The 23988-nt window shown below is 70.2% G+C and carries 20 protein-coding genes; 6 read left to right on the top strand and 14 right to left on the bottom strand.

Annotation, left to right across the window (positions count from 1 at the left end):
* Window positions 1-8: 8 nt before the first annotated feature.
* Window positions 9-824, bottom strand: coding sequence for a LysR family transcriptional regulator ArgP (locus QTI45_RS14370; RefSeq protein ID WP_353621310.1), 816 nt, complete (start codon window positions 822-824; stop codon window positions 9-11).
* Between the two features lie 115 nt (window positions 825-939).
* Between QTI45_RS14370 and QTI45_RS14365 the strand changes: the two genes are divergently transcribed.
* Window positions 940-1608: a LysE/ArgO family amino acid transporter gene (locus QTI45_RS14365; RefSeq protein ID WP_286654824.1), complete on the top strand. Its 669-nt coding sequence runs from the start codon at window positions 940-942 to the stop codon at window positions 1606-1608.
* Here QTI45_RS14365 and QTI45_RS14360 read toward each other — a convergent pair.
* The 13 genes from QTI45_RS14360 to QTI45_RS14300 all read right to left on the bottom strand — a co-directional run bounded on the left by QTI45_RS14360 (window position 1577) and on the right by QTI45_RS14300 (window position 16483).
* Window positions 1577-2902 (bottom strand): NAD(P)/FAD-dependent oxidoreductase, encoded by a 1326-nt coding sequence (locus tag QTI45_RS14360; RefSeq protein ID WP_286654823.1) that lies wholly within the window; start codon window positions 2900-2902, stop codon window positions 1577-1579. The genes QTI45_RS14365 and QTI45_RS14360 overlap by 32 nt on opposite strands.
* A 67-nt stretch (window positions 2903-2969) precedes the next feature.
* Window positions 2970-4217, bottom strand: coding sequence for a cation:proton antiporter (locus tag QTI45_RS14355; RefSeq protein WP_286654822.1), 1248 nt, complete (start codon window positions 4215-4217; stop codon window positions 2970-2972).
* Window positions 4218-4274: 57 nt separating this feature from the next.
* Window positions 4275-5024, bottom strand: coding sequence for a helix-hairpin-helix domain-containing protein (locus QTI45_RS14350; RefSeq protein ID WP_286654821.1), 750 nt, complete (start codon window positions 5022-5024; stop codon window positions 4275-4277).
* Between the two features lie 370 nt (window positions 5025-5394).
* The gene (locus QTI45_RS14345; RefSeq protein WP_286370873.1) at window positions 5395-6375 is read right to left on the bottom strand and encodes a LysR family transcriptional regulator; all 981 of its coding nucleotides are present in this window, start codon (window positions 6373-6375) and stop codon (window positions 5395-5397) included.
* Between the two features lie 102 nt (window positions 6376-6477).
* On the bottom strand, window positions 6478-6819 hold the full coding sequence (locus tag QTI45_RS14340) for a DUF4387 domain-containing protein (RefSeq protein ID WP_286654820.1): 342 nt from the start codon (window positions 6817-6819) through the stop codon (window positions 6478-6480).
* Window positions 6819-8180, bottom strand: a complete 1362-nt coding sequence (locus QTI45_RS14335) for an acyclic terpene utilization AtuA family protein (protein WP_286654819.1) — start codon at window positions 8178-8180, stop codon at window positions 6819-6821. The genes QTI45_RS14340 and QTI45_RS14335 overlap by 1 nt, the downstream gene beginning before the upstream one ends.
* A 17-nt stretch (window positions 8181-8197) precedes the next feature.
* Entirely contained in the window at window positions 8198-9208 is a 1011-nt protein-coding gene (locus tag QTI45_RS14330; protein ID WP_286654818.1) for a Bug family tripartite tricarboxylate transporter substrate binding protein, read from the bottom strand.
* Window positions 9209-9225: 17 nt separating this feature from the next.
* Entirely contained in the window at window positions 9226-10872 is a 1647-nt protein-coding gene (locus QTI45_RS14325) for an alpha-keto acid decarboxylase family protein (protein WP_286654817.1), read from the bottom strand.
* Between the two features lie 24 nt (window positions 10873-10896).
* Window positions 10897-12978: a DUF4387 family protein gene (locus tag QTI45_RS14320; protein WP_286654816.1), complete on the bottom strand. Its 2082-nt coding sequence runs from the start codon at window positions 12976-12978 to the stop codon at window positions 10897-10899.
* 153 nt (window positions 12979-13131) lie between these two features.
* On the bottom strand, window positions 13132-14613 hold the full coding sequence (locus QTI45_RS14315) for an MBL fold metallo-hydrolase (RefSeq protein ID WP_286654815.1): 1482 nt from the start codon (window positions 14611-14613) through the stop codon (window positions 13132-13134).
* Between the two features lie 102 nt (window positions 14614-14715).
* Entirely contained in the window at window positions 14716-15630 is a 915-nt protein-coding gene (locus QTI45_RS14310) for a LysR substrate-binding domain-containing protein (protein WP_286655125.1), read from the bottom strand.
* A 44-nt stretch (window positions 15631-15674) separates the two neighbouring features.
* Window positions 15675-15938, bottom strand: coding sequence for a hypothetical protein (locus QTI45_RS14305; RefSeq protein WP_286370880.1), 264 nt, complete (start codon window positions 15936-15938; stop codon window positions 15675-15677).
* Between the two features lie 14 nt (window positions 15939-15952).
* Complete coding sequence (locus QTI45_RS14300; protein ID WP_286654814.1) at window positions 15953-16483, bottom strand: hypothetical protein; 531 nt, start codon at window positions 16481-16483, stop codon at window positions 15953-15955.
* A 188-nt stretch (window positions 16484-16671) separates the two neighbouring features.
* Here QTI45_RS14300 and QTI45_RS14295 point away from each other — a divergent pair, with 188 nt between their 5' ends.
* The 5 genes from QTI45_RS14295 to QTI45_RS14275 all read left to right on the top strand — a co-directional run bounded on the left by QTI45_RS14295 (window position 16672) and on the right by QTI45_RS14275 (window position 23983).
* Window positions 16672-20427: a response regulator gene (locus QTI45_RS14295; protein WP_286654813.1), complete on the top strand. Its 3756-nt coding sequence runs from the start codon at window positions 16672-16674 to the stop codon at window positions 20425-20427.
* 166 nt (window positions 20428-20593) lie between these two features.
* Window positions 20594-20950: an STAS domain-containing protein gene (locus tag QTI45_RS14290; RefSeq protein WP_286370883.1), complete on the top strand. Its 357-nt coding sequence runs from the start codon at window positions 20594-20596 to the stop codon at window positions 20948-20950.
* Window positions 20950-21390, top strand: coding sequence for an ATP-binding protein (locus tag QTI45_RS14285; RefSeq protein WP_286654812.1), 441 nt, complete (start codon window positions 20950-20952; stop codon window positions 21388-21390). The genes QTI45_RS14290 and QTI45_RS14285 overlap by 1 nt, the downstream gene beginning before the upstream one ends.
* Before the next feature lie 60 nt (window positions 21391-21450).
* The gene (locus QTI45_RS14280) at window positions 21451-22071 is read left to right on the top strand and encodes a hypothetical protein (RefSeq protein WP_286654811.1); all 621 of its coding nucleotides are present in this window, start codon (window positions 21451-21453) and stop codon (window positions 22069-22071) included.
* A 49-nt stretch (window positions 22072-22120) separates the two neighbouring features.
* Window positions 22121-23983 (top strand): OmpA family protein, encoded by a 1863-nt coding sequence (locus tag QTI45_RS14275; protein WP_286654810.1) that lies wholly within the window; start codon window positions 22121-22123, stop codon window positions 23981-23983.
* The last annotated feature ends 5 nt before the right edge of the window (window positions 23984-23988 follow it).

Raw genomic sequence — 23988 nt, 5'->3', positions numbered from 1 at the left:
CGGCCGGGTCAGGCCGGCACCAGCAGCGCGCCGGCCGCGGCATGCACCGCGCCCGTCAAGCCGCGCAGCGCCTCCGATTCGATGCGCCAGTGCTGCCAGAACAGGGCGACATCCAGAGGCTGCCCGGGCACCAGCTCGACCAGATCGCCGCTCGCCAGCAGGCTGGCCACGAGCACCTGCGGATTCATCCCCCAGCCCAGGCCGTGCACCGCCGCATGGATGAAGCCGTGGGTGCCGGGCACCCGATGCAGCGGCGGCGCCAGCTTCTTGCGCGTGAGCCGGCGCATGAAGCGCGCCTGCAGCGAATCCCTGGCGTTGAACACGCTGCAGGGCGCCGCGGCCAGCGACGCGGCATCGACGCCCTGGGCGAAGTGCCGCGCCATGAATGCCGGGCTGGCGACAGCCACGTAGCGCATCGCGCCCAGGGGCTCGGCCACGCAGCCCTGCACCGGACCGGGCTCGGAAGTGACGGCCGCCATCACGCGGCCCTCGCGCAGCAGGAGCGCGGAGTGGTCCTGGTCCTCGACATGCAGTTCGAAGGCCACAGGCTGCGAGACCTGCACCGCAGCCAGCGCGGGCACGAACCAGGTGGCCAGCGAATCGGCGTTGACCGCCAGGGCCAGCGGCAGCGCGCCTTGCCGCTGCGGCGGGCCGAGGCCGAAGGGCCGCAGCACGTCGGCCTCCAGCAGCTGCAGCTGCTGTGCGTGCCGCTGCAGGGCCTGCCCGGCCGGCGTGGCGACGCAGGGCGAACCGCGCTGCACCAGCACGCGGCCTATCCGCTCCTCGAGGCCCTTGATGCGCTGGCTGACGGCGGAAGGCGTGATGTGGAGCGCGCGCGCCGCGCCATCGAAGCTGCCCTCGCGCGCAGCACGGCAGCGAAGGCCGAGAGTTGGCGCGAGTCGATCTGCATCTGAAAAATTCTAATGCGGATAAAGAAAGATGAGTTTGATTGAACCCTCGGCGGGCGCTAACGTGGCGCCCATGTTCCTCATCGTCACCAAGGGATTCCTCGCTTCGGCCGCGCTGATCGTCGCCATCGGCGCGCAGAACGCGTTCGTGCTGCGCCAGGGCCTGAAGCGCGAGCATGTGCGCGATGTGGTGCTGGTCTGCGCCCTCTCCGACGCCCTGCTGATCGCCCTCGGCGTCGCGGGCCTGGGGCTGCTGGTGCAGGCCAACGCCACGCTGCTGGCGATCGCGCGCTGGGGCGGCGCCGCCTTCCTGCTGGCCTACGGCGCGCTGGCAGCCCGCCGCGCCTGGGCCGGCGAGCGGATGTCGCTGCCCTCGACCGCGCCGATGAGCCGGCGCTCGGCCCTGGCCGCCTGCCTGGGCTTCACCTACCTCAACCCGCATTGCTGGCTCGACACCGTGGTGCTGTTGGGCGCCATCTCGGCGCAGCAGCCCGCGGGCGGGCGCTGGGTCTTCGGCATCGGCGCAGCGTGCGCCAGCATCGCCTGGTTCTTCGCGCTGGGCTACGGTGCCCGGCTGCTCGGCCCGCTGTTCGCCCGCCCCCTGGCCTGGCGCGTGCTCGACACCCTGGTAGCCCTGCTGATGGCAACGATCGCCGGGTCGCTGCTGTTCAATCCGCCTTCAGGATGGTCTCGCCCTTGAGCGGACCCCAGTCGCGGATGTTGTCGCGCCGCCGCTTCCAGCCGCCGAAGCTGCGGCGCCAGTTCACCACCGAGATGAAGTAGTAAAGCACCTTGAACATCCACAGCGAGCGGCGGTAGGCCGGCCCGTGGTGGATGTCGGCCGCCAGCAGCGACATCAGGCCCTGCTTGACGTTAAAGACGTTGTTCGGATGCATGAACATATCGCGGATCGTCGGGTTGGTGACCCGGTAGATGAACCACGAATAGTCGCGCGGGCCGACCCGCATGCGCTTCTCGAGCGCCTTGCGCGCCCGCGCCAGCTCGGCCGGCCGGTCCAGCGCGGTCGCCACCAGGTCGGCGCCGTCGAAGGCGCTCTGCATCGCCAGGAACACGCCCGAGGAGAACATCGGGTCGATGAAGGTGAAGGCGTCGCCCACCATCAGGTAGCGCTCGCCGGTGGCGTGCGTGCTCGAGTAGGAGAAGTTGCCGGTCGCGTGCACCCGGTCGTCGACCAGCGTCGCGTCCTTCAGCCTGTCGTGCAGCTCGGGGCACAGCGCGATGGTGTCGTAGAAGTAGTCCTTCAGCGGCTTGTCGCGCGCCTTCAGGTAGTAGGCCCAGCAGACCGCGCCGACGCTGGTGGTGCCGTCGGCCAGCGGGATGAACCAGAACCAGCCGTGCTCGAACCAGCAGATGCTGATGTTGCCCTCGCGCCGCCCCTCCAGCCGCCGCGCATTGCGAAAGTGGCCGAACAGCGCCGTGCTGTTGTGATCGGGGTTCTTGTTCTTGCACTTGAACTTGCTGGCCAGCAAGGTGTCGCGGCCGCTGGCGTCGACCACGAAGCGGGCCCGCCAGCTGCGCTCGGCGCCGTCGTCGAGCAGGGCCTGCACCGTGGCGCCGCTGTCGTCGAAATCCACCTGGCGGACCTTGGCGCCTTCGAGGGTCAGGGCGCCTTCCTTGCCGGCGTGGCGGAACAGCAGTTCGTCGAGTTCCGAACGGCGCACCTGCCAGGCCGATCCCTTGGAAGGATCCCAGCCCTCGGAGAAATCGACGTAGCTGCGGTAGTCGAGGTCCGGCGGCACGAACTCGATGCCGAACTTGGGCATCCCGATCTTGTCGACCTGGTCGAGCACGCCGAGCTTGCGGAACAGCTCGACATTGCCCGGCAGCAGCGACTCGCCGATGTGGAAGCGCGGATGGTGGTCCTTCTCGAGCAGCACCACGCGCCGTCCCTGGCGGGCGAGCAGCGTGGCGATGGTCGAGCCGGCCGGCCCGCCGCCGATCACCAGCACATCGCATTCCTGCCTTGTTTCCATGTCCTCGAAGCTCCTCTTGAATTCACTTGATGCGGCCCGCATTGTGCCGGGGCCGCGGAGCGCCCCCTCAGTGGCTGGCGGCGCCGTCGACGGCCTTGGCGCCGCGGCGGCCGATCAGGGCCAGCAGCGGCCCGGTCGCCGCGGTGGTGACGAGGGCCATGACCAGCAGCATGGTGAACAGCTCGGGGCCGATCAGGCCGGCATCCAGGCCGACCTTGATGACGATCAGTTCCATCAGGCCGCGGGAATTCATGAGCGCTCCGGTGGCCAGGCTGTCGCGCCAGCCGTAGCCGCACACCCTGGCGCCGGCCGCGCCGCCGATGATCTTGCCGGCCGTCGCCACGAGCAGGATCAGGGCCAGCGCGCCGAGGCCGGCGTTGGCGAAGGCGCCCGAGGTGGTCCCCAGGCCCGCCAGCGCGAAGAAGATGGGCATCAGCACCACCACCGACAAAGGTTCGAGCCGTTCGACCAGGGCGCGCAGCAGGCGATCGTCGCGCGGCAGCGCGATGCCGAACAGGAAGGCGCCGAACACCGCATGCAGGTGCAGCCACTCGGTGATCATCGCGCAGGCGAACAGGCCGATCAGCAGCGCGGCCAGCACCATCGGCGTCGGCACGCCATCGGGCGCATGCGCGCGCAGCAGCCGCGCCAGTAGCGGCCGCACGACCAGGACCACCGCGGCCACCAGCAGTGCCAGCCCGAGCGCGATCTTGATGAATCCTCCCAGGCCCGCGTCCGCGGTCGCCAGCGCGACCACCATCGCCAGCAGCACCCAGGCCAGCGCATCGACCACGCCGGCCGCGCCCAGCGACAGCTGGCCGACCGGCGTTCGCGTCATGTTGCGATCCTTGAGGATCCGTGCCAGCACGGGAAAGGCCGTGATCGACAGCGCGACGCCGAGGAACAGCGCGAAGGGCCAGAACGCCAGGCCCTCCGGTGCCAGCGAAGGATGCAGGACCGGCGCGATCGCCAGGCCCAGGATCATCGGCAGCACCATGCTGCAGACCCCGACCCAGCCGGCCGCCCGGAGCTGCGCGCCCATGCCGCTGGGCGCCCGCAGCTCGGCGCCGACGATGAACATGAACAGCACCACCCCGACCATCGCCAGGGACGACAGGCTGGCCAGCGAAGCCGCCGGGAACAGCTGCGCGTGCCATTGCGGGAACAGGGCGCCGAAAACGACCGGGCCGAGCAGGATGCCGGCCGCCATCTCGCCGATGACCATCGGCTGCCCGAAAGCCCGCAGCAGCAGGCCGCAGGCGCGGGCCACCACCAGGATCACGGTGAGTTGCAGAAAGAGGAGCGTGAGGGACATGGCGCAAGAGTATGACTTCTCGCGCCGGCCATCGCCGGAGGGCCGCCCGTGAGCCTGTCAGCCGGACGCGGTCTGGTCGTCCATGGCCAGCTTGCGCGCGAAGTCGAGCCGGCGCCGTTCTGCGGTCGGGTACGGGCTGCGCCAGAGCGACACCACCTGGTCGAGCCGCGGCAGACCCGGCTCGGGCAGCGCGCCGGCGGCGCGCGCGGCAAACACGAAGCTGCGGGGCGCGGCCTTGGCCGGTTGCCCGGGCAGCGGCGCCCGCACCACCTTCAGGCCGTCGGCGTGGGCCTCGGTCCAGAACACTTCCTTCCAGGGCGTGCCGGCAGGAAAGCGCGCGGCCCAGTCGGTGTTGCCCTTGATCCAGACGCCGCACACCGTGCCGAGGCGTCCGCGCCAGGCCGGCGGGCAGACGAAGACGCCGGCATCGCCGGGCTGCAGCCGGCTCAGCTGCGAGGGATAGGCATACAGGCCCATCCAGTCCATGCTCTCGCTGACGCTGGTGTCGCGCGCCGGTCGGGGCGGCTCGTCCAACAGCCGGCCCACCTCGACGAAGGGCGGCCGGGCGCCGGCGGGGCTGGGGGCACCGGCGGCCGCCGCGCTCGCGGCCCGCCGGGCCGGGTTCGGAAGGGCCGTGGCATTGGGCAGGAAATCCAGCCCCACGCGCGCCAGCACCTCGCGCAGGCGGCCCACCGTCTTGGCCCCGATCGCCTCCTCGTTCAGCAGTTCGTGCTCGCTGATCGCGGACAGGTCGTCGATGCAGAAGATGCTGAGGTTCCGGAGGGCCTCCCGCGCCGCCGATCGCATGGAAATCTCGTCGATGGGCGTTTCAGGGCTCAATTGAGCCGGCATGTTGAAGCGCTGGGAACCCCTGGGACGCCAGTCGAACGAATGGAACTCGAAAGGCGAGCCAGGCGGGATCAGGCACTCGCGCAGCGCATCCGCGTGCTGGCGCCTGGCCTCCTGGATCGCGGTCCGAAGGGCTCCGAAACAGGCGAGCAGTTCAGTGTCGGGGAGTTGAGCGAGGTCATCAACGGTTCGGATCGTACGAGACATAACGGGGATAGCAACCTGTACATGCGCCGCCCCTGCGGACGCCCTTCATTTCCGAATCAACGGCGACGATCCAAGTATTGGGAGTCCGTCTCGCCTTGTCCATGCCACGGATGGATGAACACTATTCACTTATCGAATATGGTTTCTGGGCGTATGCCCAATCCGGCCCCCGTTCCTTGAAGTCGAGGCTCTGCATGACCTGGTCGCGAAACCAGATGTGGGCGGCATGGCGATGGGTGCGGTCGTGCCACGAGATATAGACCTCGAACTCGGGCATCTCCATGGGCAGCGCCAGTTCGACCAGTCCGAAGCGGTCGCTGAAACGTGCCGCCAGCGACTGCGGCAGCAAGGCCACCATGTCGGTCCTCTCGATCAGGTGCGGGGCGGTGAGATAGTTCGGCGTGACGAAGCGGCGATTGCGCCGCAGGCCCTGGGCCGCCAGCGCCTGGTCGACCACCTCGCCGAAACTGTTGACCGTGTTCGGCATGATCACCACATGCTCGAGCGCCGCGAATTCGATCGGCGACAGCGCCTTTCCGACGGCCCGGTGGCCGGCGCGGGCGACGCAGACGATGCGGTCGCGAAACAGCAGCCGGTGGCGCAGCTCCCGCAGGCTGGACGGCAGCATGCCGACCGCGAAGTCGATCTCGCCGGATTCGAGCACCTTGTTGAACTGCGACGGATGGACCGGGTGCCGCACCGACATCGAGATGCCGGGATAGCGGGTCCCCAGGTGCTGCACCAGCCGATCCATGAACAGGCATTCGAGGTAGTCGGTCGCGACCATCCGGAAAAGATAGCTCGTGTGCTGGGGATCGAAGGCCACGGCGTTGCCCAGCAGTTCGCTCATCTCGCCCAGGATGCGCTCGGCGAACTCGCGCAACTGCATCGCCTTGGCGGTCGGGATGAGCCCGTGGCCGCCCTTCACGAGGATCGGATCGGCAGTGACCTCGCGCAGCTGGCTCATCGCGCGGCTCATAGCGGGCTGGCTGATGGACAGTGCCTCCGCCGCGCGCGAGACATGCGAGTGGTCGACCAGCGCGACCAGGCACTTCAGGAGGTAAAAGTTGAGTACGCCGCTGTCATTTCTTTTCTGCTGCATGGGTGCACTGGACCTTTGGCATGGACGCGAGAGAAGGCGTCTGCATACTAAGTCCTATTTGGCACCCGGGCAGGACCGGGGCCGCCGCCTCCTTGACGGTGGTCAATGCCCCGGGGTTCGGGAATCGGCAGGGCATTCGATTTCGCCCAGCAGGCCGTGCTGCTGCGCGCCATAGACATCGCGGTCGAAGGCCGAGCCGCTGCCCCGGGCGCCGGTCGTCCTCGGCACGGTCACCTTGATCGCGTGCACCCGCTGGAAGGGGATGATCGACACCGCGTCGGCGCCCACCCCGTAGAGCGAGGCCACGGCCTGCGGCGTGAGCACGCCGGCATCGAGCACCCGCTGGCAGGTCGGGGCGTCGGGGAAGATGATGTCCAGCGTGATCTGGAAAGGGCCGGCGTTCTTGCTGCGCAGCACGCTCGCGAGTTGTTGCAGGGTGGGCATCAGACGCGCTCCATGTCGATCGGGAACAGCCGGCTCTGGTCGGCCACCCGCATCAGGTGATAGACGCTGAACTCGAACACCTCGCCGGCCGCGGTGTCGGAGGGCGAGAACGGAAAGGCGAGATTGCCGGCCGTGGTCTTGCGGCCCGGAAACGGGCAATGCAGCAGCGACGACCGGGCCAGCGACAGCGCATGGCTGGCGAGCGCCTGGGTCCGGGCGACGACCTCGACCAGCACGCCCACCTCGTGGCCCGGCCGGTCGCGATTCGGTTCGCGCGGGCCCAGCACGGCGTCGCGGCCGTAGACCTTGAAGTCGATGCAATAGTCGGCATCGGGCACCTCGGCCGGCAGATTGCGCCGCACCGCGGCGCGCACCGTGGCCTCGATGGCGTCGAGCGCGGCGATGATGCCGGCGTCGCGGATGCCGGCCAGCGTGAAGGCGCGGAAGCCCGCGCTGCGTGCGCCCTCGAGCTTGATCTGCAGGCCCGGCGTCGGCAGGAAGCGCGAGCCGCTGACGCGCACGGTCTGCGCGTCGACCTGCTCGAACACCGCCGCGCGCAGGTCGACCCGGCCTTCGGGTTCGTGCAGCATCAGCGGATCGCCCTGTTCGTACAGGGTGTGGGCCGCCACCGATTCGGGGGTGCAGATGCGCCTGTGGGACAGCGGCCGCACCTCGAAGTGGTCGCTGCGCAAGGTGCCCAGCAGGCAGTCGTTGGTGCCTTGGGGCACGGCGCACTGGGCGCCGCATTCCATGATCTTCGCCAGGTGCAGCGCCAGCCCGGGGTCGAAACCCCGGGCGATCGGCAGCGCGGCGTAGATCGCGGTGTCGCAGGCCCGGCCGGCCAGGACCACGTCGGCGCCATCGGCCAGCGCCCGGGCGAAGGGCTCGCAGCCCATCTGGCCGACGATGCGAACGCTGTCGCGCACATCCTGCTCGGTCAGCGGCGGCACGCCCGGCATGGCCTCGATGCCGCCGCTGCGCAGGGCGTCGAGCACCGCCGACGGGTCGATCCCGGCGTGGATCGTGGCCAGCTTGAACTGCAGTCCCTGCTCGCGCGCGGTCTCGATCAGGACCTCGCGCGCGGCCTGCAGGTTGGGCTCGCCGCCCGCGATGCCGGCCGAGCCGATCACCAGCGGCACCCGGCTGGCGCGCGACTGCGCCAAAGCCAGCGACAGGTCGCGCTTGAGCTGCTCGCGCCGGATCATCGAGCTGCCGCTGCCGAGGTAGTACGGCCCCGCATCGGTCGAGCCGGCGTCGGCGCCGAACATGTGGGGCTGGGCGTCGGCACCGCGCTGCAGGCTCTCGAGTTCGAAGCCGTAGCCCAGGCAGCCATTGAGCGCGACGAGGCGCAGTTCGTTCATTGCGTTGCTTTCTTTTTTCAGAATTCGAGCCGGATGCCGGTCTGGCGCACGAAGTCGGTCCAGAAGGGCAGCTCCGCATGGATCAGCGCGCCGAAGGCCGCCGACGGCAAGGGCATGGCGTCGAGTTGCTGGCTCGCCAGCTGGGCCTTGACCTCGGCCAGGCCCAGCGCCGTGACGGCGGCATCGGACAGCGTGGCGACCACGGCCGGCGGCGTGCCGGCCGGCGCGACCAGCCCCCACCAGGCCGACAGCGCCAGCTGCGGCATGCCGGCTTCGGCCACGGTGGGCACATCGGGCAGCGCCGCCAGCCGCTGCGCCGCGCTGACCGACAGGGCCCGCAGCTTGCCGGCGCGGATCAGCGGCAGCGCCGCGACCAGGGTGTCGCAGCCGAACAGCAGCTGGCCGCCGGCCAGGTCGGTCAGCGCCGCGCCGCTGCCGCGGTAGGGCACATGGACCGCCTTGCGCCCGGCCTGGCTCAGGAAGTGCTCGGCCGCCAGATGGCCGACGGTGCCGACGCCCGGCGAACCGAAGGAGCCGCCCTTGTCGGCCAGCCGCTGCTTCAGTTCCGCGAGGCTGCGGGGCGCCTCGGGCGTGTCGGCGACCACGATCACGAAGGCGGTCCGGGCCAGACCCGCGACCGGGACGAAATCGCGCTCGGCGCGGTAGCGCACCTTGGGGTTGAGCGCCGGGTTGGTCAGCAGCGTGCTGGTGGTCGCCAGGGTCAGCGTGTAGCCGTCGGCCGGCGCCCGGGCGCCCTGCTCGGTGCCGGTCACGCCGCCGGCGCCCGATCGGTTGTCGACGACGAGCGGCTGCGCCAGCAGCGGCGCCATCGCGGCCGCCACGATGCGCGCCAGCGCGTCGCTGCCGGTGCCCGGCGCAAAGGCGACGATCAGCTTGACCGGCTTGTCCGGAAAGCGCTCGGGCGGCTGGGCGAAGGCGGCCGGCAGCCAGCCCGCCGCGATGGCGGAGGCTGCCGCCGTCCCGAGCGCCGCGCGCAGCAACAGGCGGCGCTCTGCGCAAGTCGTCATGGCGTGCTTCATGGCCATCATTCGCCCTTGCGCATCGCCTTCAAGGCGTCGCCGAGCTTCTGAGCCAGCGGCGATGCCGCATACGCGTCGGTCACGACTTCGATGTAGACGCCCGCCTCGGCCGTCGCGGCGGCCGCCATCGCATCGTCGAGTTCGTCGCAGGTGGTCACGCGCGCCGTCATCCAGCCGTCGCAGCCGAGCGCGTGCGGCAGCTCGGCATAGCGCCAGGGCGCGATGTCGTTGTAGGCGATGGCCGGGTCCTTGTTGAGCAGGCGCTCGATCAGGTAGCCCGAATTGTTCAGCACGAAGACGACCGGCTTCAGCCCGAGGCGGCCGAACTGCCCGATCTCCTGGGCCGTGAGCTGGTGCGAGCCATCGCCGGTCAGCAGGAGGACGCGCCGGCCGGGCGCCGCCACGGCCGCGCCGAAGGCGGCCGGGGTGGCCCATCCGATCGAACCCCAGAGCGTCTGATTGTGGAAGCCGGCGCCGCGCGGCAGCCGCGCGAAGCCCAGCCCCATCGAGACGGTGCCGGTCTCGGCGACGACCACATCGTCGGGCCGGATGAACCCGGCCCAGCGCGGATAGAGGGCGCTGGCGTCGATCGCGTCGCCGCCGCGGCCGGCGGGCGCACCCAGTGAGCCGGCGGCGATGCGCTTCCAGTCGCGCCTCGGCAGCCGCTGCGCCAGCGCGGCCAGCAGTTCGCCCATCTCGACATCGGTGTGGACCCTGCCGTCGATCAGCGTGCGGTGATGGCCGATCGTGATGGTCTTGCGGGCATCGAGGCGCGCGGTGAAGGCGCCGGTATTGAAGTCGGTCATCGGCGAGCCGACCACCAGCACCCGGTCGGCGCCCTCGACGAAGTCGCGCACCTCGGGATTCATCAGCGCACCGTCGTACATGCCGACATAGCCGGGTTGCTGCTCGTCGAGCACCGACTTGGCCATGAACATGGTGGCGAAAGGCAGCCCCGAGGCGTCGATGAGCGCTTGCATCGCAGCGCGCGCGCCGGCGCGCTGCACCAGGATGCCGGGCAGCACGCAGGCCGAGCCTGCCGCCTGCAGCGCCGCGACGATCTCATCGGCCGCGCGCGCGAGTTGGGCGGCATTGCTGCGCGGTGCCGCGATGGCCGGCGCCTCGCCCGCCACCGGCTGGTTCGCGAGGTCGGCCGGGAAGGCCATGTAGACCGGCCGCCGATGGTAGAGCGCCTCGGCGATCAGGCGCTCGGTCTCCCAGGCCACGTTCTGCGGCGTCATCACGGCCTGTGCGCACACCACGGGCTCGCTCATGCGCCGATACAGGTCGTACTCGCCATTGCCCAGCGTGTGGTGCATCAGCGCGCGCGCCGATTGCGTCGCCATGTTCGGCGTGCCGACCAGGTGAAAGATCGGCAAGTGCTCGGCGTAGGCGCCGGCGATGCCGTTGATCGCGCTCAGCTCGCCGACGCCGTAGGTGGTGCTCAGCGCGGCCACGCCCCTGATGCGGGCATAGCCGTCGGCCGCGTAGGCGGCGTTCAGCTCGTTGCAGCAGCCGACCCATTGCAGGTCGGGATCGTTGCAGACCGCGTCGCTGACCGCGAAGGAATAGTCGCCGGGGACGCCGAAGACGTCGGTGACGCCGATGTCGCGCAGGCGCGAGAGAACATGTTCAATGACGGTGCGTGCCACGTCGGTCTCCTGGGTCGATGGGGGTCAGAGCGCCGAAGCGCTCGACAACGGATGGGCATGGACCGGAATGCCCAGGCCCTCGATCTTCGACTGCTGCTGGGCACCGAACACATCCCGCTCGTCGGCCGAGGCCGAGATGTTGGGCCGGTCGATCGAGATCTTGATCGCGTTGCAGCTGTCGACGAAGAAGCTGCCGACCACGCGCTCGGCATCGACATGCAGGATCTTCGCCACGCTCTCCTTGTGGAACAGGTTCGAGCGCAGCGCGGCCTCGTAGTCGGCGGCCGAGTTGAAGACGATGTCGAAGGTCAGGCGGTTGATGCCGGCGTCCTTGCTGCGGATCACCACCGCCATGTCGAGCAGCCGCCGGCTGCCATGCGGCTCGCCGCGCGGCGGCGCATCGGCGATCAGCGACAGCGTGCGGTCGTCGAGGTTGCCGTCGTAGCCCGTGATGCCGATGTCGAAGTAGCGCGGGCGCTCCTCGCCTTCCTTCACCCACTGGTCGCCCTCGGCGCGGTAGTAGCTGATCGGGAACATCAGCTTCTTGATCACCTCCTCGTTCTGCAGCAGGTGATAGAGCGACCATGCGTAGGCGTCGGCGGCATCGAGGTTCAGATGCGACCCGGGCTGCGGCGGCGCAAGCCGCGTGATCGCGTCGACCTCGGCCGCGTGGCGCGCCGCGAGCCGGTCGGGGTCGCTGTCGATGGTGCGCAGCAGCACCGCGGGATGCTCCGCATCGGCGTCGATCAGCTGGTAGTCGGCCTGCGCCAGCGCTTCGGGAAACTGCGCCTCGATCAACCCGATCACCGCGGACTTGATCTTCTCGTAGTTGGCGAAGAACACCGGGTCGCGGGTGCCGCTCGGCACGATGGCACCGTAGAGGCCGTCCTCGCGCCGGAAGCTCACGAGGTTGGGCGACAGCGGATAGGCGATGTTGCCGGCGGTCGCCTTGCGGCCCGGATAGCCGTAGTGGATCAGGTAGTGCGTCAGCAGGCTGGCCAGGGTCTCGGCCGCCTCGGGCGTCTTGGCGCGGGTCTCGACGATGATGCCGAGCTCGCGCTCGTCCCCTTCCACCGCCCGGGCCTGCACGCCATTGCGGCCATAGACCAGCAGCTCGGCCGGGATCTTCGGCAGGTCGGCGGCGGCGATGTGGATCAGCGACACCTTGCGGGCACCGAGCCGGCGCGAGCCCTCCAGCTTGATGCTCCAGGGCCAGGGCTTGCCCGCGCGCACGAAGCGGCTGTTGCGGATGCCGGTGCTGCGCGCATCGGGAGCGAAGAACTCGGTCTTGTCCATCACCAGGATGCCCTCGGGATAGAACTGCAGCTGCGGATGGCTCTCCTCGTACAGCGAATGCGCGGCGATCGAATAGGGCGTGCAGCGGCGGTTCGGGTCCGGCGCGACGAACACGGCCGAGCCGTCGTCGAAGACTTCGGCCACCAGGCAATCGGACGGCGTGCCCGGGTCGCAGGCCAGCGCGCCGCATTCCAGCACGTGGCCCACGTGGTACGCGATGCCCGGATCGATGCCGCGGCGGATCATGTCGGACGCGAACAGCGCGATGTCGCAGGCGCGGCCGGCGAAGATGTAGCGGGCGCCGCTCTCGAGCGCGGTGATCAGCGGATGGATGCCCATCTGGCCGACGATGACGCTCTCGCGCAGCGCCGCCTCGTCGAGTTCGGGCCCGGCGCCGGTCGCCAGCAGGGCGCCCTTTCGCAGCTCGTCGACGACCACCCCGGGGTCGAGATCCGAATGGATCACCGCCACCTTCGCATCCTTCACGCCCAGCTCGGCGAAGACTTCCTTCGCCACCTCGAGCATCCAGTCCAGGTTGCGCCTGCCGCCCGCCATGCCGCAGCTGCCGAGGATCACCGGGCTGCCGGTCTGCAGGCCGGCCTCGACCATGTGCCGGTAGTCGGCCTTGACCGCCTCGCGCTCGAAGTATTCGTTGCCGGTGCCGAGGTAGTAGGGCCCGGCGTCCATCGAGCCGGCGTCGGAGATGATGGCGTCGATGCGCCCTTCGAGCGCCTTCTGCAGCGACTCCCTCGGAAATCCATAACCCAGGGCGCCGCAGGCGGACACCACGCGATACACAAGCTTGGCCATGACCGTACTCCCGGTGGTCGGAGGCAGCGGGCTGCTGCGCTCTGGTTCGACATGGGAGCGAACTGTGCCCGCGGCGGCGGCGGCCGGGAAATACCGTCTGGGTATACAGCCATAGCCGGCGGATATGGGCCGCCGGCGCCCGGGCGCCGCCGATCAGCGCGCGGGCAAGGGCTTGCCGGCGGCGGCGTAGAGCTCCGACAGCGGGACCACACGGCCGTGCAGCGGCAGGATGCGATCGACCTTCAGGCCGAGGCGCTCGATGTTGGCGATCAGGTTGAGGTTGTTCGCGTTCGGCACCGCCGGCGGGGGCGTGTTCGGCGCGCCCGGCGTGAAGGCGTCAGCCTGGATCAGCAGCTTCTCGTTGGGCAGGTAGACCATCAGGAAGCTGTCGCTGTGCACGCTGTCCGTGATGCGGTGCAGCTCGATCGGACGCGACGCATCGCCCATCGCCAGCTTGTCGCCGACCGCGAGCGTGCCCAGGCGTTTGCCTTCCTGCGCCATGCGGTCGGGCCGCACCCGGTTCGCTTGCGCGAAGGCGCTTTCGAAGAAGGGCACGCTGGCTGCCTGCGTGACGATGGTCGCGCCTTCGGCCACCGCCGTGCGCACGCCGCCGGCATGGTCGAAGTGCGCGTGGCTGTTGACCGCGAAACGGATCGGCTTGCCCGGCGCGAGGGCCTTGGCTTGCCCGATCACCGCCTGGGTGCGGGCGTCGTTGAGCGGCGTCTCGACCAGCACCAGGTGGTCCCGCAGCTCGATCGCCACGCTGTTGTGCGAGCCGCCGCCGAGGAACCACACGCCGTCGGCGACCTTCTCGGCCGTGACGCGCTCGGCCACGTTGCGCGCGGCCTCGGGAACCTGCAGCGGCGCGGTGTCGACACGGGTCTGCACCTCCTTGACCGTGAGGTCGAGCACCGGGAAGCCGCCGCTCGTCTGCCGGATCCGCATCGGGAACTTGATGCCGGCGACATCCCGGTAGTCGGAGTAGGAGGTCAGGGTGCGCGTGTCGCCGAGCACCGGATCGGGAAACACCGAATCGACCTGCGTCACCAGGCCGTCGCTGCCGATCTGGACGGTGGCGCTGAAGCGGCCCGGCTCGGTGAAGCTCAGCGTCGAGCCGCCATCCGGGCCGCGGCGCGCCTGCGCGTTGTTCCGCGCCGCCGCCTTGAGCACGCCGTGCGGCGTGATCCAGAGCTGGTGCACCCGATCGGAGACGAAGCGCGGACCCGGCACGGCGCCGGCCGCGGTCTGGTTCCACGCCAGCTCGCCGCTGAGCAGCTGGTCGTTGCGCTGCTGGCCCGACAGCGGATAGCCGCCACCGCCCGTGGGCTCGGCGCGGCTCAGCACGATCTCGTCGCGCATCGCGCCCTTGTCGTAGTCGATGGTGCGGGTGAACGAATGCAGCGTGATGCGTGGCCAGGCGCCGCCGGGCTTGTAGGCCTGACCGAAGGTGTAGCCCACGCCCTCGGCCGCATAGCGCAGGCTGCCGGCTTGCGCCCCGCCCATCGCGGTGGATGCGCGAGCCACCACAGCGCCGGCGTCATCGGACTTCGAGGCGCAGGCCGCGAGTCCGCAGGCCAGGGCGATGACCGGGCCCGATCGGAAGGCGGCAGGGAGCGTGAAGGCGGATCGCGTCATGGTGTCTCCTTGTAGCGGCGAACCTGGCGCGGCCGCCGCGGCCCGATTCTGGGTGGCGCGGGGTGGTTGCGAAATCGGTACCGACGCTGCCGCGGCCCGGCCTCAGCCCTCGATCCGCTCCATCCCGAGCGGGGCCTGCTCGTCGAGGAAGCGCAGCACGAAGGGCCCGAGCAGTCCGCGCACCGCCTCGCCCGCGCGGGTCAGCGGCACGCCGTCCGACCAGACCGCATGCGCGGTCTGGTGGATCGCCGGCCGGATCGGTATCGCGACCAGCCCCATGCCCCCGGTGGCGGCCTTGAAGTCCCCCATCGGCACCACCGTCGCACCCAGGCCGGACTGCACCGCCGACAGGATGCCGTGCAGCATGTTGGCCTCGGCCACCACCTCCGGCGCGATGCCCGCCGCGGCGAAATGCTGGTCGAGCAGGCTGCGCATCGCGTTGGGGAGGCTCGGCAGGACCAGCGGCCGCGCCCCGGCCTCGGCCAGCGAGACCGACTTCGGCCCGGCGCGCGCGGACGGCTTGCGCTCGACCAGGTAGAGCCGCTGCCGGAACAGCGGCTGGCGCACCAGGCCCGGCGTCGGCGCTTCCTCGAACAGGATCGCGAGGTCCAGCGTGTGGGCCGCGACACGCGCCTTGAGCGACACGCTGTCCTCGGTGACGAAGCTGAGGTTCACCATCGGCAGCGCGGTCTTGCAGGCCTTCATGAGCTCCCCCGCCAGGAAGGAGGCCAGCGTCGACGACATGCCCAGGCTGACCGCGCCGGCCACCTCGCCGCCGGTGAAGCGCACGATGTCGGGCAGCTTCTCGATCTGCCGCAGGATCGCCACCGCCTCGCGGTAGAGGGCCTCGCCGGCAGCCGTCGGCCGCACGCCGCGGGCGCTGCGATGCAGCAGGCTGACGCCGAGCTCGTCCTCCAGCTCGGCGATCTGCTGGCTCAGCGCGGGCTGCGCCACGAAGATCGTGGCCGCGGCGCGCGAGAAGCTCCCCGCCTCCACGATCTTGACGAAATAGCGCAGGTGGCGAAGCTGGATGACGGACTCCCCGTTCCGGCGCCGGCGCCTCAGCCCAGCTTGCGGATCAGCTCGGCGCGGACCACCGCGCGCGCCTCCGAGCCGTCGGCGATGTCGTGCAGCCTGCGCATCATGTCGTCGTAGCCGAGCGCGAACAGGGCGTCGACGGCGCAGCGCTGCTCGGCCGAGAAGGTGCCCAGCCGGGTCCAGGCGTCCAGCAGCTGGTTCGACTCGGCGCGGGAGGCCAGCCCCAGCTCGTACGACTCGAGCACCAGCTTCATCTGCACCGCGGAGAAGGACGGTCTAAAGGGCACGGACGCGCCTGGCTTCAGAAGTTCGCCTGGATGGTGGCACCGCCCTGGATCTGGCATTCGCCGGTGCCGCCGCCCGACATCCCCTGCTGCGGCTTCAGCATGTGCAGCCGGCAGCGCATCAGGCCGCCCTGGGGGCTCTTCAGGTTCGCGATCACCTTGCCGCTGTAGACCGTGGCGAACTGCACCGAGTCGAAGCCCGGCGTCATGCCGAGGCCCATGCCGCCCATGCCGGCCATGCCGCCGTAGCCCCAGTACGACCAGTCGGACCAGCCCACCGGCCAGCCGCCGCCCCACATCGGCGCCATCGCGTCGCTCTGGGTCTGCTGCGTGATCTGCAGGAAGGGGCCCTGGAAGGTGGCGGTGGGCAGCGTGGCAGTCATGGTACCGGTGATGCCGCCGTCGGTGCTCTTCCAGGAGAAGAGCACGGGCTTGTCGGGCTGGCCCTTCTGGATGATCTCGCCGCCCCCCATGCCGGTGGTCGTGCAGCCGGCCAGCAGCAGCAGCGAGGCCGCTGCCAGGGAAGCGAGGCCGGATTTCTTGAACATGCGCATTCTGATTGTTTCCTGTGAGCAAACCAAAGTCCGCAGCGATTGTTCCGCAGGGCCTGTCAAAAGTCATCTGCTGAATACCTCGGTACGACAGGCAGTCGCCCGACTCGCGCTTCGCCGCTAGACTCCACGCCGTGGCGCGCCGCCGGCGCCCCGACCCGCTGATCGCGGAAGGCATATGCCCTATGGCCGAGTCCCGCTCTCGCCCCCTGTCGAAGCACGCCCCGCGTGCGCGCAGCGATCTGCGCGATCCGCTCGAACGGCTGGTCGATACCGGGCTGCGGCTCAATGCGCTGCGCAGCGTCGACGCGGTGCGCGAGATGCTGGTCGATGAAGCCGCCCGGCTGATCGGCGCGCAACGGGTGCTGCTGGTGACCGCCACCGAGGCCGGGCTGCGCAGCGCCGGCGCCCGGCTGCCGGCCGCCGAAGACCCCGCCGAGCTGCTGCGCGCCATCACGCCCTGGCTCGCCGAAGCCCGCCGCACCCGCAAGCCCAGCCTCCGGCATGGGCCCGACGGCGCCGGGGCGGCCGAGCAGCGCTCCTGCCTGGTCGCACCGCTGCTGGCGCAGCAGGAGAGCTTCGGCTTCCTCTACGCCGACATCGAGGGAGCCCAGGGGCGCTTCGACCGCAGGCAGCTCGACCTGCTGGCCACGCTGGCGCGCCAGGCCGCGGGCGCCCTGGCCAACGTCCGCCTGTTCGACCAGAGCCAGCGCCACGGCCTCGAGATGCAGGAGACCCTGGCGCACCAGACCGCCGCCGCCGAGGTGCTGAAGGTCATCGGTGGCTCGGTGGCCGACCCCGGGCCGGTCTTCGACAAGATCCTCGAATGCTGCGAGCGCCTGTTCGACGGCAGTTCCTTCGCGCTGCTGATGGTGGATGCCCAGGGAAAGCTGGAGCTGAGCCGATGGCGGGTGACGGCGGCCGGCCGCGCCTCGGTCGACACGCAGCGCCTGGCCGAGCTCGCGGCCTCGATGCAGTCGAACTACCCGATGGCGCTCGAAGGCACCTCGGCCGAGTCCGCTTTCAAGACCGGCGACCTGGTGGAATTCGCCGATGTGCTGGCCGATGCCGGGGCGCCGCTGGTGCTGCGCCGCAACGCCGAGCAGGTCGGGACCAGCTTCGCGAACCTGGCGGCGCCGCTGCTCTGGGAAGGCCGCGGCATCGGCATCCTGAGCATGCAGCGCACCAAGGTCGGCCCGTTCCGGGCCAGCGAGCGCGCGCTGCTCAAGACCTTCGCCGACCAGGCCGTGATCGCGATCCAGAACGCGCGGCTTTTCAATGAAGCGCAGGAGGCCCTGCACAAGGTCGAGGAGCGCACCGCCGAGCTGACCGAGTCGCTGGAATACCAGACCGCGGTCAGCGACGTGCTGCGCGTCATCAGCGAGTCGCCCACCGACGTGACGCCGGTGTTCGAGGCCATCCTGGACTGCACCATGTGGCTGTTCGAGGGCCCCACCGCGGCGATCTTCAGCTTCGATGGGCGCCGGGTCCACCTGGCCGCGACCCGCAACTGGTCCGCGGATGCGCTGGAGGCGGCGCGCGCGCTGTGGCCCGCGCCGCCCGACCCGCGCCAGATGAACGGCCGCGTGATCCTCGAGCGCCGGGCCCTCTGCACCGAGGACGCCTGGTCGGATCCGGCCTACGACCGCCGGCTGGCAAGCTCGGGCAACCGGCGCCGCATGATCGCCGCGCCGATGCTCAAGGACGGCGTGCCGATCGGCGCGATCACCACCGCGTGGTCGGAACCGGGCCCGACGCCGCAGCGCCAGATCGACCTGCTCAAGATGTTCGCCGACCAGGCCGTGATCGCGACCGAGAAGGTGCGCCTGATCAACGAGACCCGCGAGGCGCTCGAACGGCAGACCGCCACCGCCGACGTGCTGCAGGTCATCAGCGAATCGATGGAAGACGCGCGGCCCGTGTTCGACAAGATCCTGGAGAGCTGCCAGCGCCTGTTCGCCGGCACGCAGCTGGGCATCTCGCTGGTCGGCGACGACGGGATGATGCACCTGGGCGCGCACCGCGGCTCCGCGCGCGAGGCGCTCGAGCGGCACTATCCGCGGCCGATCGACCACTCGCCGATGGGCGCCGCGATGGCCGGCCCCGATGTGCTGCACATTCCGGACGCGCTCGCCGAGCCGAACCTGCCCTCGTTCATGCGCGAGGTCGCCGAGCAGATCGGCGACTACGCCGTGATGCTCGCCCCGCTGATGTGGGAGGGCCGCAACATCGGCTCGCTGCATGTCGCTCGCCAGCCGCCGGGCCCGTTCGCCGACAAGGAGATCAAGCTGCTCGAGACCTTCGCCGACCAGGCCGTGATCGCGATCCAGAACGCGCGCCTGTTCAATGAGACCAAGGAAGCGCGCGCCGCGGCCGAGGCCACGAACGAGGCCAAGAGCGCCTTCCTGGCGACCATGAGCCACGAGATCCGCACGCCGATGAACGCGGTGATCGGCATGAGCGGCCTGCTGCTGGACACGCCGCTCGATGCCGAGCAGCAGGACTTCGTCTCGACCATCCGCGATTCGGGCGACGCGCTGCTGACCATCATCAACGACATCCTCGACTACTCGAAGATCGAGGCCGGCCGCATGGACATCGAGTCGCACCCCTTCGACCTGCGCGACTGCGTGGAGTCGGCGCTCGACCTGATCAGCGCGCGAGCCACCGAGAAGCGCCTCGACATCGCCTACGTGTTCGACGGCGACGTGCCGATGGGCGTCAGCGGCGACCTCACCCGGCTGCGGCAGGTCCTGCTGAACCTGCTGAGCAACGCCGTGAAGTTCACCGAGGCCGGCGAGGTGGTGCTGACGGTCGGCGCCGAAGCCATGGCCGCAGGCCGGGTCGGCCTGACCTTCGCGGTGCGCGACACCGGCATCGGGCTGTCGCCGCAGGGCATGGGCCGGCTGTTCCAGTCGTTCTCGCAGGCCGACTCCAGCACCACCCGCAAGTACGGCGGCACCGGCCTGGGCCTGGCGATCAGCAAGCGGCTGGCCGAGCTGATGGGCGGCACCATGTGGGTCGAGAGCGATGGCCCGGGCCGAGGCTCGACCTTCTTCTTCACCATCGACGTGTCGATCGCGGAGATGCCGCTCAGCAAGCACCACGTCGTCACCGGCGTCCACGTCGAGCTGCAGGGCAAGCGCCTGCTGATCGTCGACGACAACGCCACCAACCGGCGCGTGCTGGCGCTCCAGACCGCCCGCTGGGGCATGGAATCGCGCGACACCGAGTCGCCGGCCGAGGCCTTGCAGTGGCTGGCCCGGGGCGAGCGCTTCGATCTCGCGATCCTCGACATGCACATGCCCGAGATGGACGGCATCGACCTGGCGCGGCGCATCCGCGCCAACGACACCCTCCTGCCGCTGGTGCTCTTCAGCTCGCTGGGCCGGCGCGAGGCCGGCGACGCCGAGTCGCTGTTCAACGCCTACCTGTCGAAGCCCATCCACCAGTCGCACCTGTTCGACACGCTGGTGAGCCTGCTGGCGCGCGAGACGGTCGCCAGGGCGGCGACCGGCGGCAGCGCCAAGCCGCAGATCGACCCGACGATGGCGGCGCGGCATCCGCTGCGCATCCTGCTGGCCGAGGACAACGTGGTGAACCAGAAACTCGCGCTGCGGCTGCTGCAGCAGATGGGCTATCGCGCCGACCTCGCCTCCAACGGCATCGAGGCGGTCGAGTCGGTGCAGCGCCAGACCTACGACGTGGTGCTGATGGACGTGCAGATGCCCGAGCTCGACGGGCTCGAGGCGACCCGGCAGATCTGCACGCTGGTCGACGCCGAGCGGCGGCCGCACATCGTCGCGATGACGGCCAACGCCATGCAGGGCGACCAGGAGATGTGCATTGCGGCCGGCATGGACGACTACGTGACCAAGCCGATCCGGGTCGACCGCCTGGTCGAGGCCCTGGGCCGGGTGCCGGCGCGCCAGGATCGCTGACGGCCCTCCCCCATGCAGTGGAGGGCGCGTTGTCGACGTGGTCTCGAATTGGGCGTAAGCTAGAAAAAGGTTCTATTTGTTGCCCGGAAGACGCTCTTGTTTGCTTTTACGAACAAGAAGACGAAGGCCCGATCCGGAACCCATCGACAGCGACTGCGGAGAGCTTATGGATCTGAGAAGCGAGCAACTGGCCGACGGCGTCGAGAAGATCAGTCTGGTCGGCCGCATGGACAGCATCGGCGGACATGACATCAACGTGCGACTGGCGGAACTTGTGGCGACCCGCAAGACCCTTGCCGTGGTCGACCTCTCCGAAGTCTCGTTTCTGGCATCGATCGGCATCCGCACCCTGGTCGTGAACGCCAGGGCGCAGTCGTCCCACGGCGGCGTGATGGCGCTGGCCAACCCGCAACCCCTGGTGGCGGAGGTGCTCAAGCTGGCGGGCATCGACACCATCATTCCCGTCTATCCCGACGTCGATACCGCCTGCAGCGCGCTGATGGCGGCAGCAGAGGGCCGCTGATGTCGCCGTCCGGCGGGCAGCCCCAGGCATCCCTGATCGTCGGCAGCGAGTTGCGCGAACTCTCGCGCGTGAGCGCCTGGGTGCAGGACTGGGCCGAAGGCCAGCATCTGCCGGCGCGGCTGGCGATGAGCCTCGACCTCTGCTCCACCGAGGTGGTCACGAACATCATGACCCACGCCAGCGGCCAGGGCGCCGCGCCGAGCATCCTGCTGCGCCTGGGCTGGCAGGACGGGGACGTGGCGCTCGAGGTCGAGGACGAAGGCAGCGAGTTCGACCCGCGCCAGGCCGCGGAACCCGAGCCGGCCAGCAGCCTGGATGATGCGCGCGTCGGCGGCTGGGGAATCCCGATCGTGCGGCGCTTCTCCGACGGCTTGCAGTACCGCCACCGGGACGGCCGCAACTGCCTCACCCTGCTGTTCAGGGCGACCGCCCCGCCCTGACGACCGCCCTGCCCCGCTTTTCCCACCCACCCGTTCATCCACCACAGAGGAGACGTCTTCATGGCATCAGCAGCCAAACCCTCACTCAGCATCGACACCCAGAGCGCGCTGGCGGCCCAGGCGGCCCTGGCCGGACAAACCAACGGCGCCGGCGAGAGTTCGGGCGTCGACAAGATGCGCGAACTGCTGTTCGGCAACCAGATGCAGGACTACGACAAGCGCTTCGCGATCCTCGAGGACCGCTTCCAGCAACGGATGCGCGACATCGAGTCCGAGGCCTCGCGCAGCGTGGGCAGCCTCGAATCGACGATGAAGAAGCAGCTCGAATCCGTCGCCGGCCAGTTCCGCGAGGAGAAAGACCTGCGCGCCGACGCCGACAAGGAGCTCGAGCGCAGCCTGCGCGACCACACCCAGGCGCTGGAGAAGCGCCTCGCCCAGCTGTCGGACCAGCTGGCGCGCCAGGAGCGCGAGTTCACCGACCGCCTCGGCCACGAGGTCCAGGTGCTGCGCGACGAGATGCGCAAGCGCCAGGACGACGCCCGGGCCACGACCGAGCGGATGTTCGCCGAGCTCAGCAACGTCAAGACCGATCGCAACCTGCTCGCGGGACTGTTCGTCGAGATCGCCAAATGCCTGAACCAGGACGTCGCGCCCAAGGGCAGCAACGGCCACGCCGGCTGAGTCGCGCGCACGGCGCGCCAGCAGGCCGGGGCGCCGCAATGGAGGCGCGGTGAACGCACGCCTGTCGCTGGCCGCGACACGTGCAGCCGGCGGCGCCGCCGAAGAAGATCCGAACGCCCGGCTCGCGGCCCTGCTGCTGGAGCTGGCGCGCTGCGTCGATCCGGACGTGGCGGCGACGCTGCCCAGCCGCCTGGATGACGATCCGCGGCTGGAGGCGATGCGCGGCGTGCTGCTCGAGCGCGAGCAGGTGGCGCTGGCGCGGCTGCAGCAGAAATTCGACGACCCGCGCGAGTTCGCCGATGCGGTGGGCGCGGTGCTGCCGGCCGCCTTCGCGCTGGCGGCGACCGATGGCGACCGCCTCGGCCAGTCGATCGCGCCCACCGTCGAGCGGGCGACCCAGGCCTCGATCCAGAAGAACCCGGGCAAGATGGTCGACATCCTCTACCCGGTGATGGGGCCGGCGATCCGCAAGGCCATCGCCGAGACCCTCGAGGGCACGCTGCAGTCGCTGAACCAGGCCCTCAAGCACAGCCTGTCGTGGCGCGGCCTCAAGTGGCGCATCGAGGCCTGGCGCAGCGGCAGCACCTTCGCCGACGTCGTGATGCGCCACACGGCCGTGTTCAGCGTCGAGCACCTGTTCCTGGTCCATCGCAAGACCGGCCTGCTGCTGGCCCACGTGGCACGGGACGACGCGACCACACGGGACCCGCAGCTGGTGTCGGCGATGCTGTCGGCGATCCAGGACTTCGTGCGCGACTCCTTCGACGAATCCGGCAGCGGCGGCACGAGCGGCCGCAGCATCGACAGCCTGCGCCTGGGCGACCTGCTGCTGTGGTGCGAGGAAGGGCCGTCGGCCTTTCTCGCCGCCGTGATCCACGGCAATCCGCCGGCCATGCTGCGCACCCGCCTGGGCGACACCCTGGGCTCGATCCACGACCAGTGGCGCGGCGCGCTCGATGACTTCCAGGGCGACACCGCGGCCTTCGACGAGGCCGCGAACCTCATGCGGCCCTGCCTGATCTCGCAGGTGGCCGAGACGCACAAGAAGAAGTCGCCCCTGCTCTGGATCATCCCGCTGGCGCTGCTGATCGCGCTCGGCTACTGGATCGGGGAACGGGTGGTCGAGGGCCGGCGCGTCGACGCCTATGTCGCGGCGCTGCAGGAGCAGCCTGGCATCGTCGTCACCGCCGCCGAGCGCCGCGACGGCAAGTGGTGGGTGTCCGGGCTGCGCGACCCGCTGGCCGCGCAGCCGGATGCGCTGCTGGCCCAGACCCGCCTCGACCCGGCCCGCATCGTGGGCCGCTGGGAACCCTACCAGGCGCTGCATCCGGCGATCATGCTGAAGCGCCTGCAGGCGAGCCTGAACCCGCCGGCAACGGTCAGCCTGGCGCAGGATGCGAACGGCATCCGCGCCACCGGCAGCGCGCCGCAGCGCTGGATGGAGCGGGCGCGGGCCTTCGTCCTGACCCTGCCGGCCGGCGCCCCCGCGGTGGACCTGAGCGCCCTCCAGGACGTGCAGGACCCCGACTACATCCGCCTGCGCGACGCCATCCAGGCCCAGCTGATCCACTTCGACTTCAGCATGCCGCGGCCCGCGGCCGACCAGGACGGCAAGCTCGACGCGGTGGCCGGCTACATGCGCGAACTGGCCCAGGTGGCGCGCGCCCTCGGGATCCCGGTGAAGGTGACGATCGTCGGCCACGCCGATGCCACCGGCAAGGACACCTCCAACCTCGCGCTGAGCGTGGGCCGCGCGGAAGTCGTGCGCTCGATGCTGCGCGCGCGCGGCGTGGACCCGGCCGTGCTCGCGGTGCGCGGCGCCGGCCCGCTGGAGCCGCTGCGGCCCGGCGCCAGCGAAGACGAACTGTCGATGAACCGCCGCGTCTCCTTCGGCGTGAGTACCGGCGACTGAGGAAC

The sequence above is a fragment of the Variovorax saccharolyticus genome, from assembly GCF_030316765.1.
Taxonomy (GTDB): Bacteria; Pseudomonadota; Gammaproteobacteria; order Burkholderiales; family Burkholderiaceae_C; genus Variovorax; species Variovorax saccharolyticus.
Note: the sequence above shows the minus strand (reverse complement) of the source record. Positions and strands in the feature narration are given on the sequence as shown.

Excerpts from the sequence above, each read along its gene's own strand:
- QTI45_RS14365 (WP_286654824.1), top strand. The coding sequence starts at position 940 with ATGAGTTTGATTGAACCCTCGGCGGGCGCTAACGTGGCGCCCATGTTC.
- QTI45_RS14360 (WP_286654823.1), bottom strand. The coding sequence starts at position 2,902 with ATGGAAACAAGGCAGGAATGCGATGTGCTGGTGATCGGCGGCGGGCCG.
- QTI45_RS14355 (WP_286654822.1), bottom strand. The coding sequence starts at position 4,217 with ATGTCCCTCACGCTCCTCTTTCTGCAACTCACCGTGATCCTGGTGGTG.
- QTI45_RS14350 (WP_286654821.1), bottom strand. The coding sequence starts at position 5,024 with ATGCGATCGGCGGCGCGGGAGGCCCTCCGGAACCTCAGCATCTTCTGC.
- QTI45_RS14345 (WP_286370873.1), bottom strand. The coding sequence starts at position 6,375 with ATGCAGCAGAAAAGAAATGACAGCGGCGTACTCAACTTTTACCTCCTG.
- QTI45_RS14340 (WP_286654820.1), bottom strand. The coding sequence starts at position 6,819 with ATGCCCACCCTGCAACAACTCGCGAGCGTGCTGCGCAGCAAGAACGCC.
- QTI45_RS14335 (WP_286654819.1), bottom strand. The coding sequence starts at position 8,180 with ATGAACGAACTGCGCCTCGTCGCGCTCAATGGCTGCCTGGGCTACGGC.
- QTI45_RS14330 (WP_286654818.1), bottom strand. The coding sequence starts at position 9,208 with ATGACGACTTGCGCAGAGCGCCGCCTGTTGCTGCGCGCGGCGCTCGGG.
- QTI45_RS14320 (WP_286654816.1), bottom strand. The coding sequence starts at position 12,978 with ATGGCCAAGCTTGTGTATCGCGTGGTGTCCGCCTGCGGCGCCCTGGGT.
- QTI45_RS14315 (WP_286654815.1), bottom strand. The coding sequence starts at position 14,613 with ATGACGCGATCCGCCTTCACGCTCCCTGCCGCCTTCCGATCGGGCCCG.
- QTI45_RS14300 (WP_286654814.1), bottom strand. The coding sequence starts at position 16,483 with ATGTTCAAGAAATCCGGCCTCGCTTCCCTGGCAGCGGCCTCGCTGCTG.
- QTI45_RS14295 (WP_286654813.1), top strand. The coding sequence starts at position 16,672 with ATGGCCGAGTCCCGCTCTCGCCCCCTGTCGAAGCACGCCCCGCGTGCG.
- QTI45_RS14290 (WP_286370883.1), top strand. The coding sequence starts at position 20,594 with ATGGATCTGAGAAGCGAGCAACTGGCCGACGGCGTCGAGAAGATCAGT.
- QTI45_RS14285 (WP_286654812.1), top strand. The coding sequence starts at position 20,950 with ATGTCGCCGTCCGGCGGGCAGCCCCAGGCATCCCTGATCGTCGGCAGC.
- QTI45_RS14280 (WP_286654811.1), top strand. The coding sequence starts at position 21,451 with ATGGCATCAGCAGCCAAACCCTCACTCAGCATCGACACCCAGAGCGCG.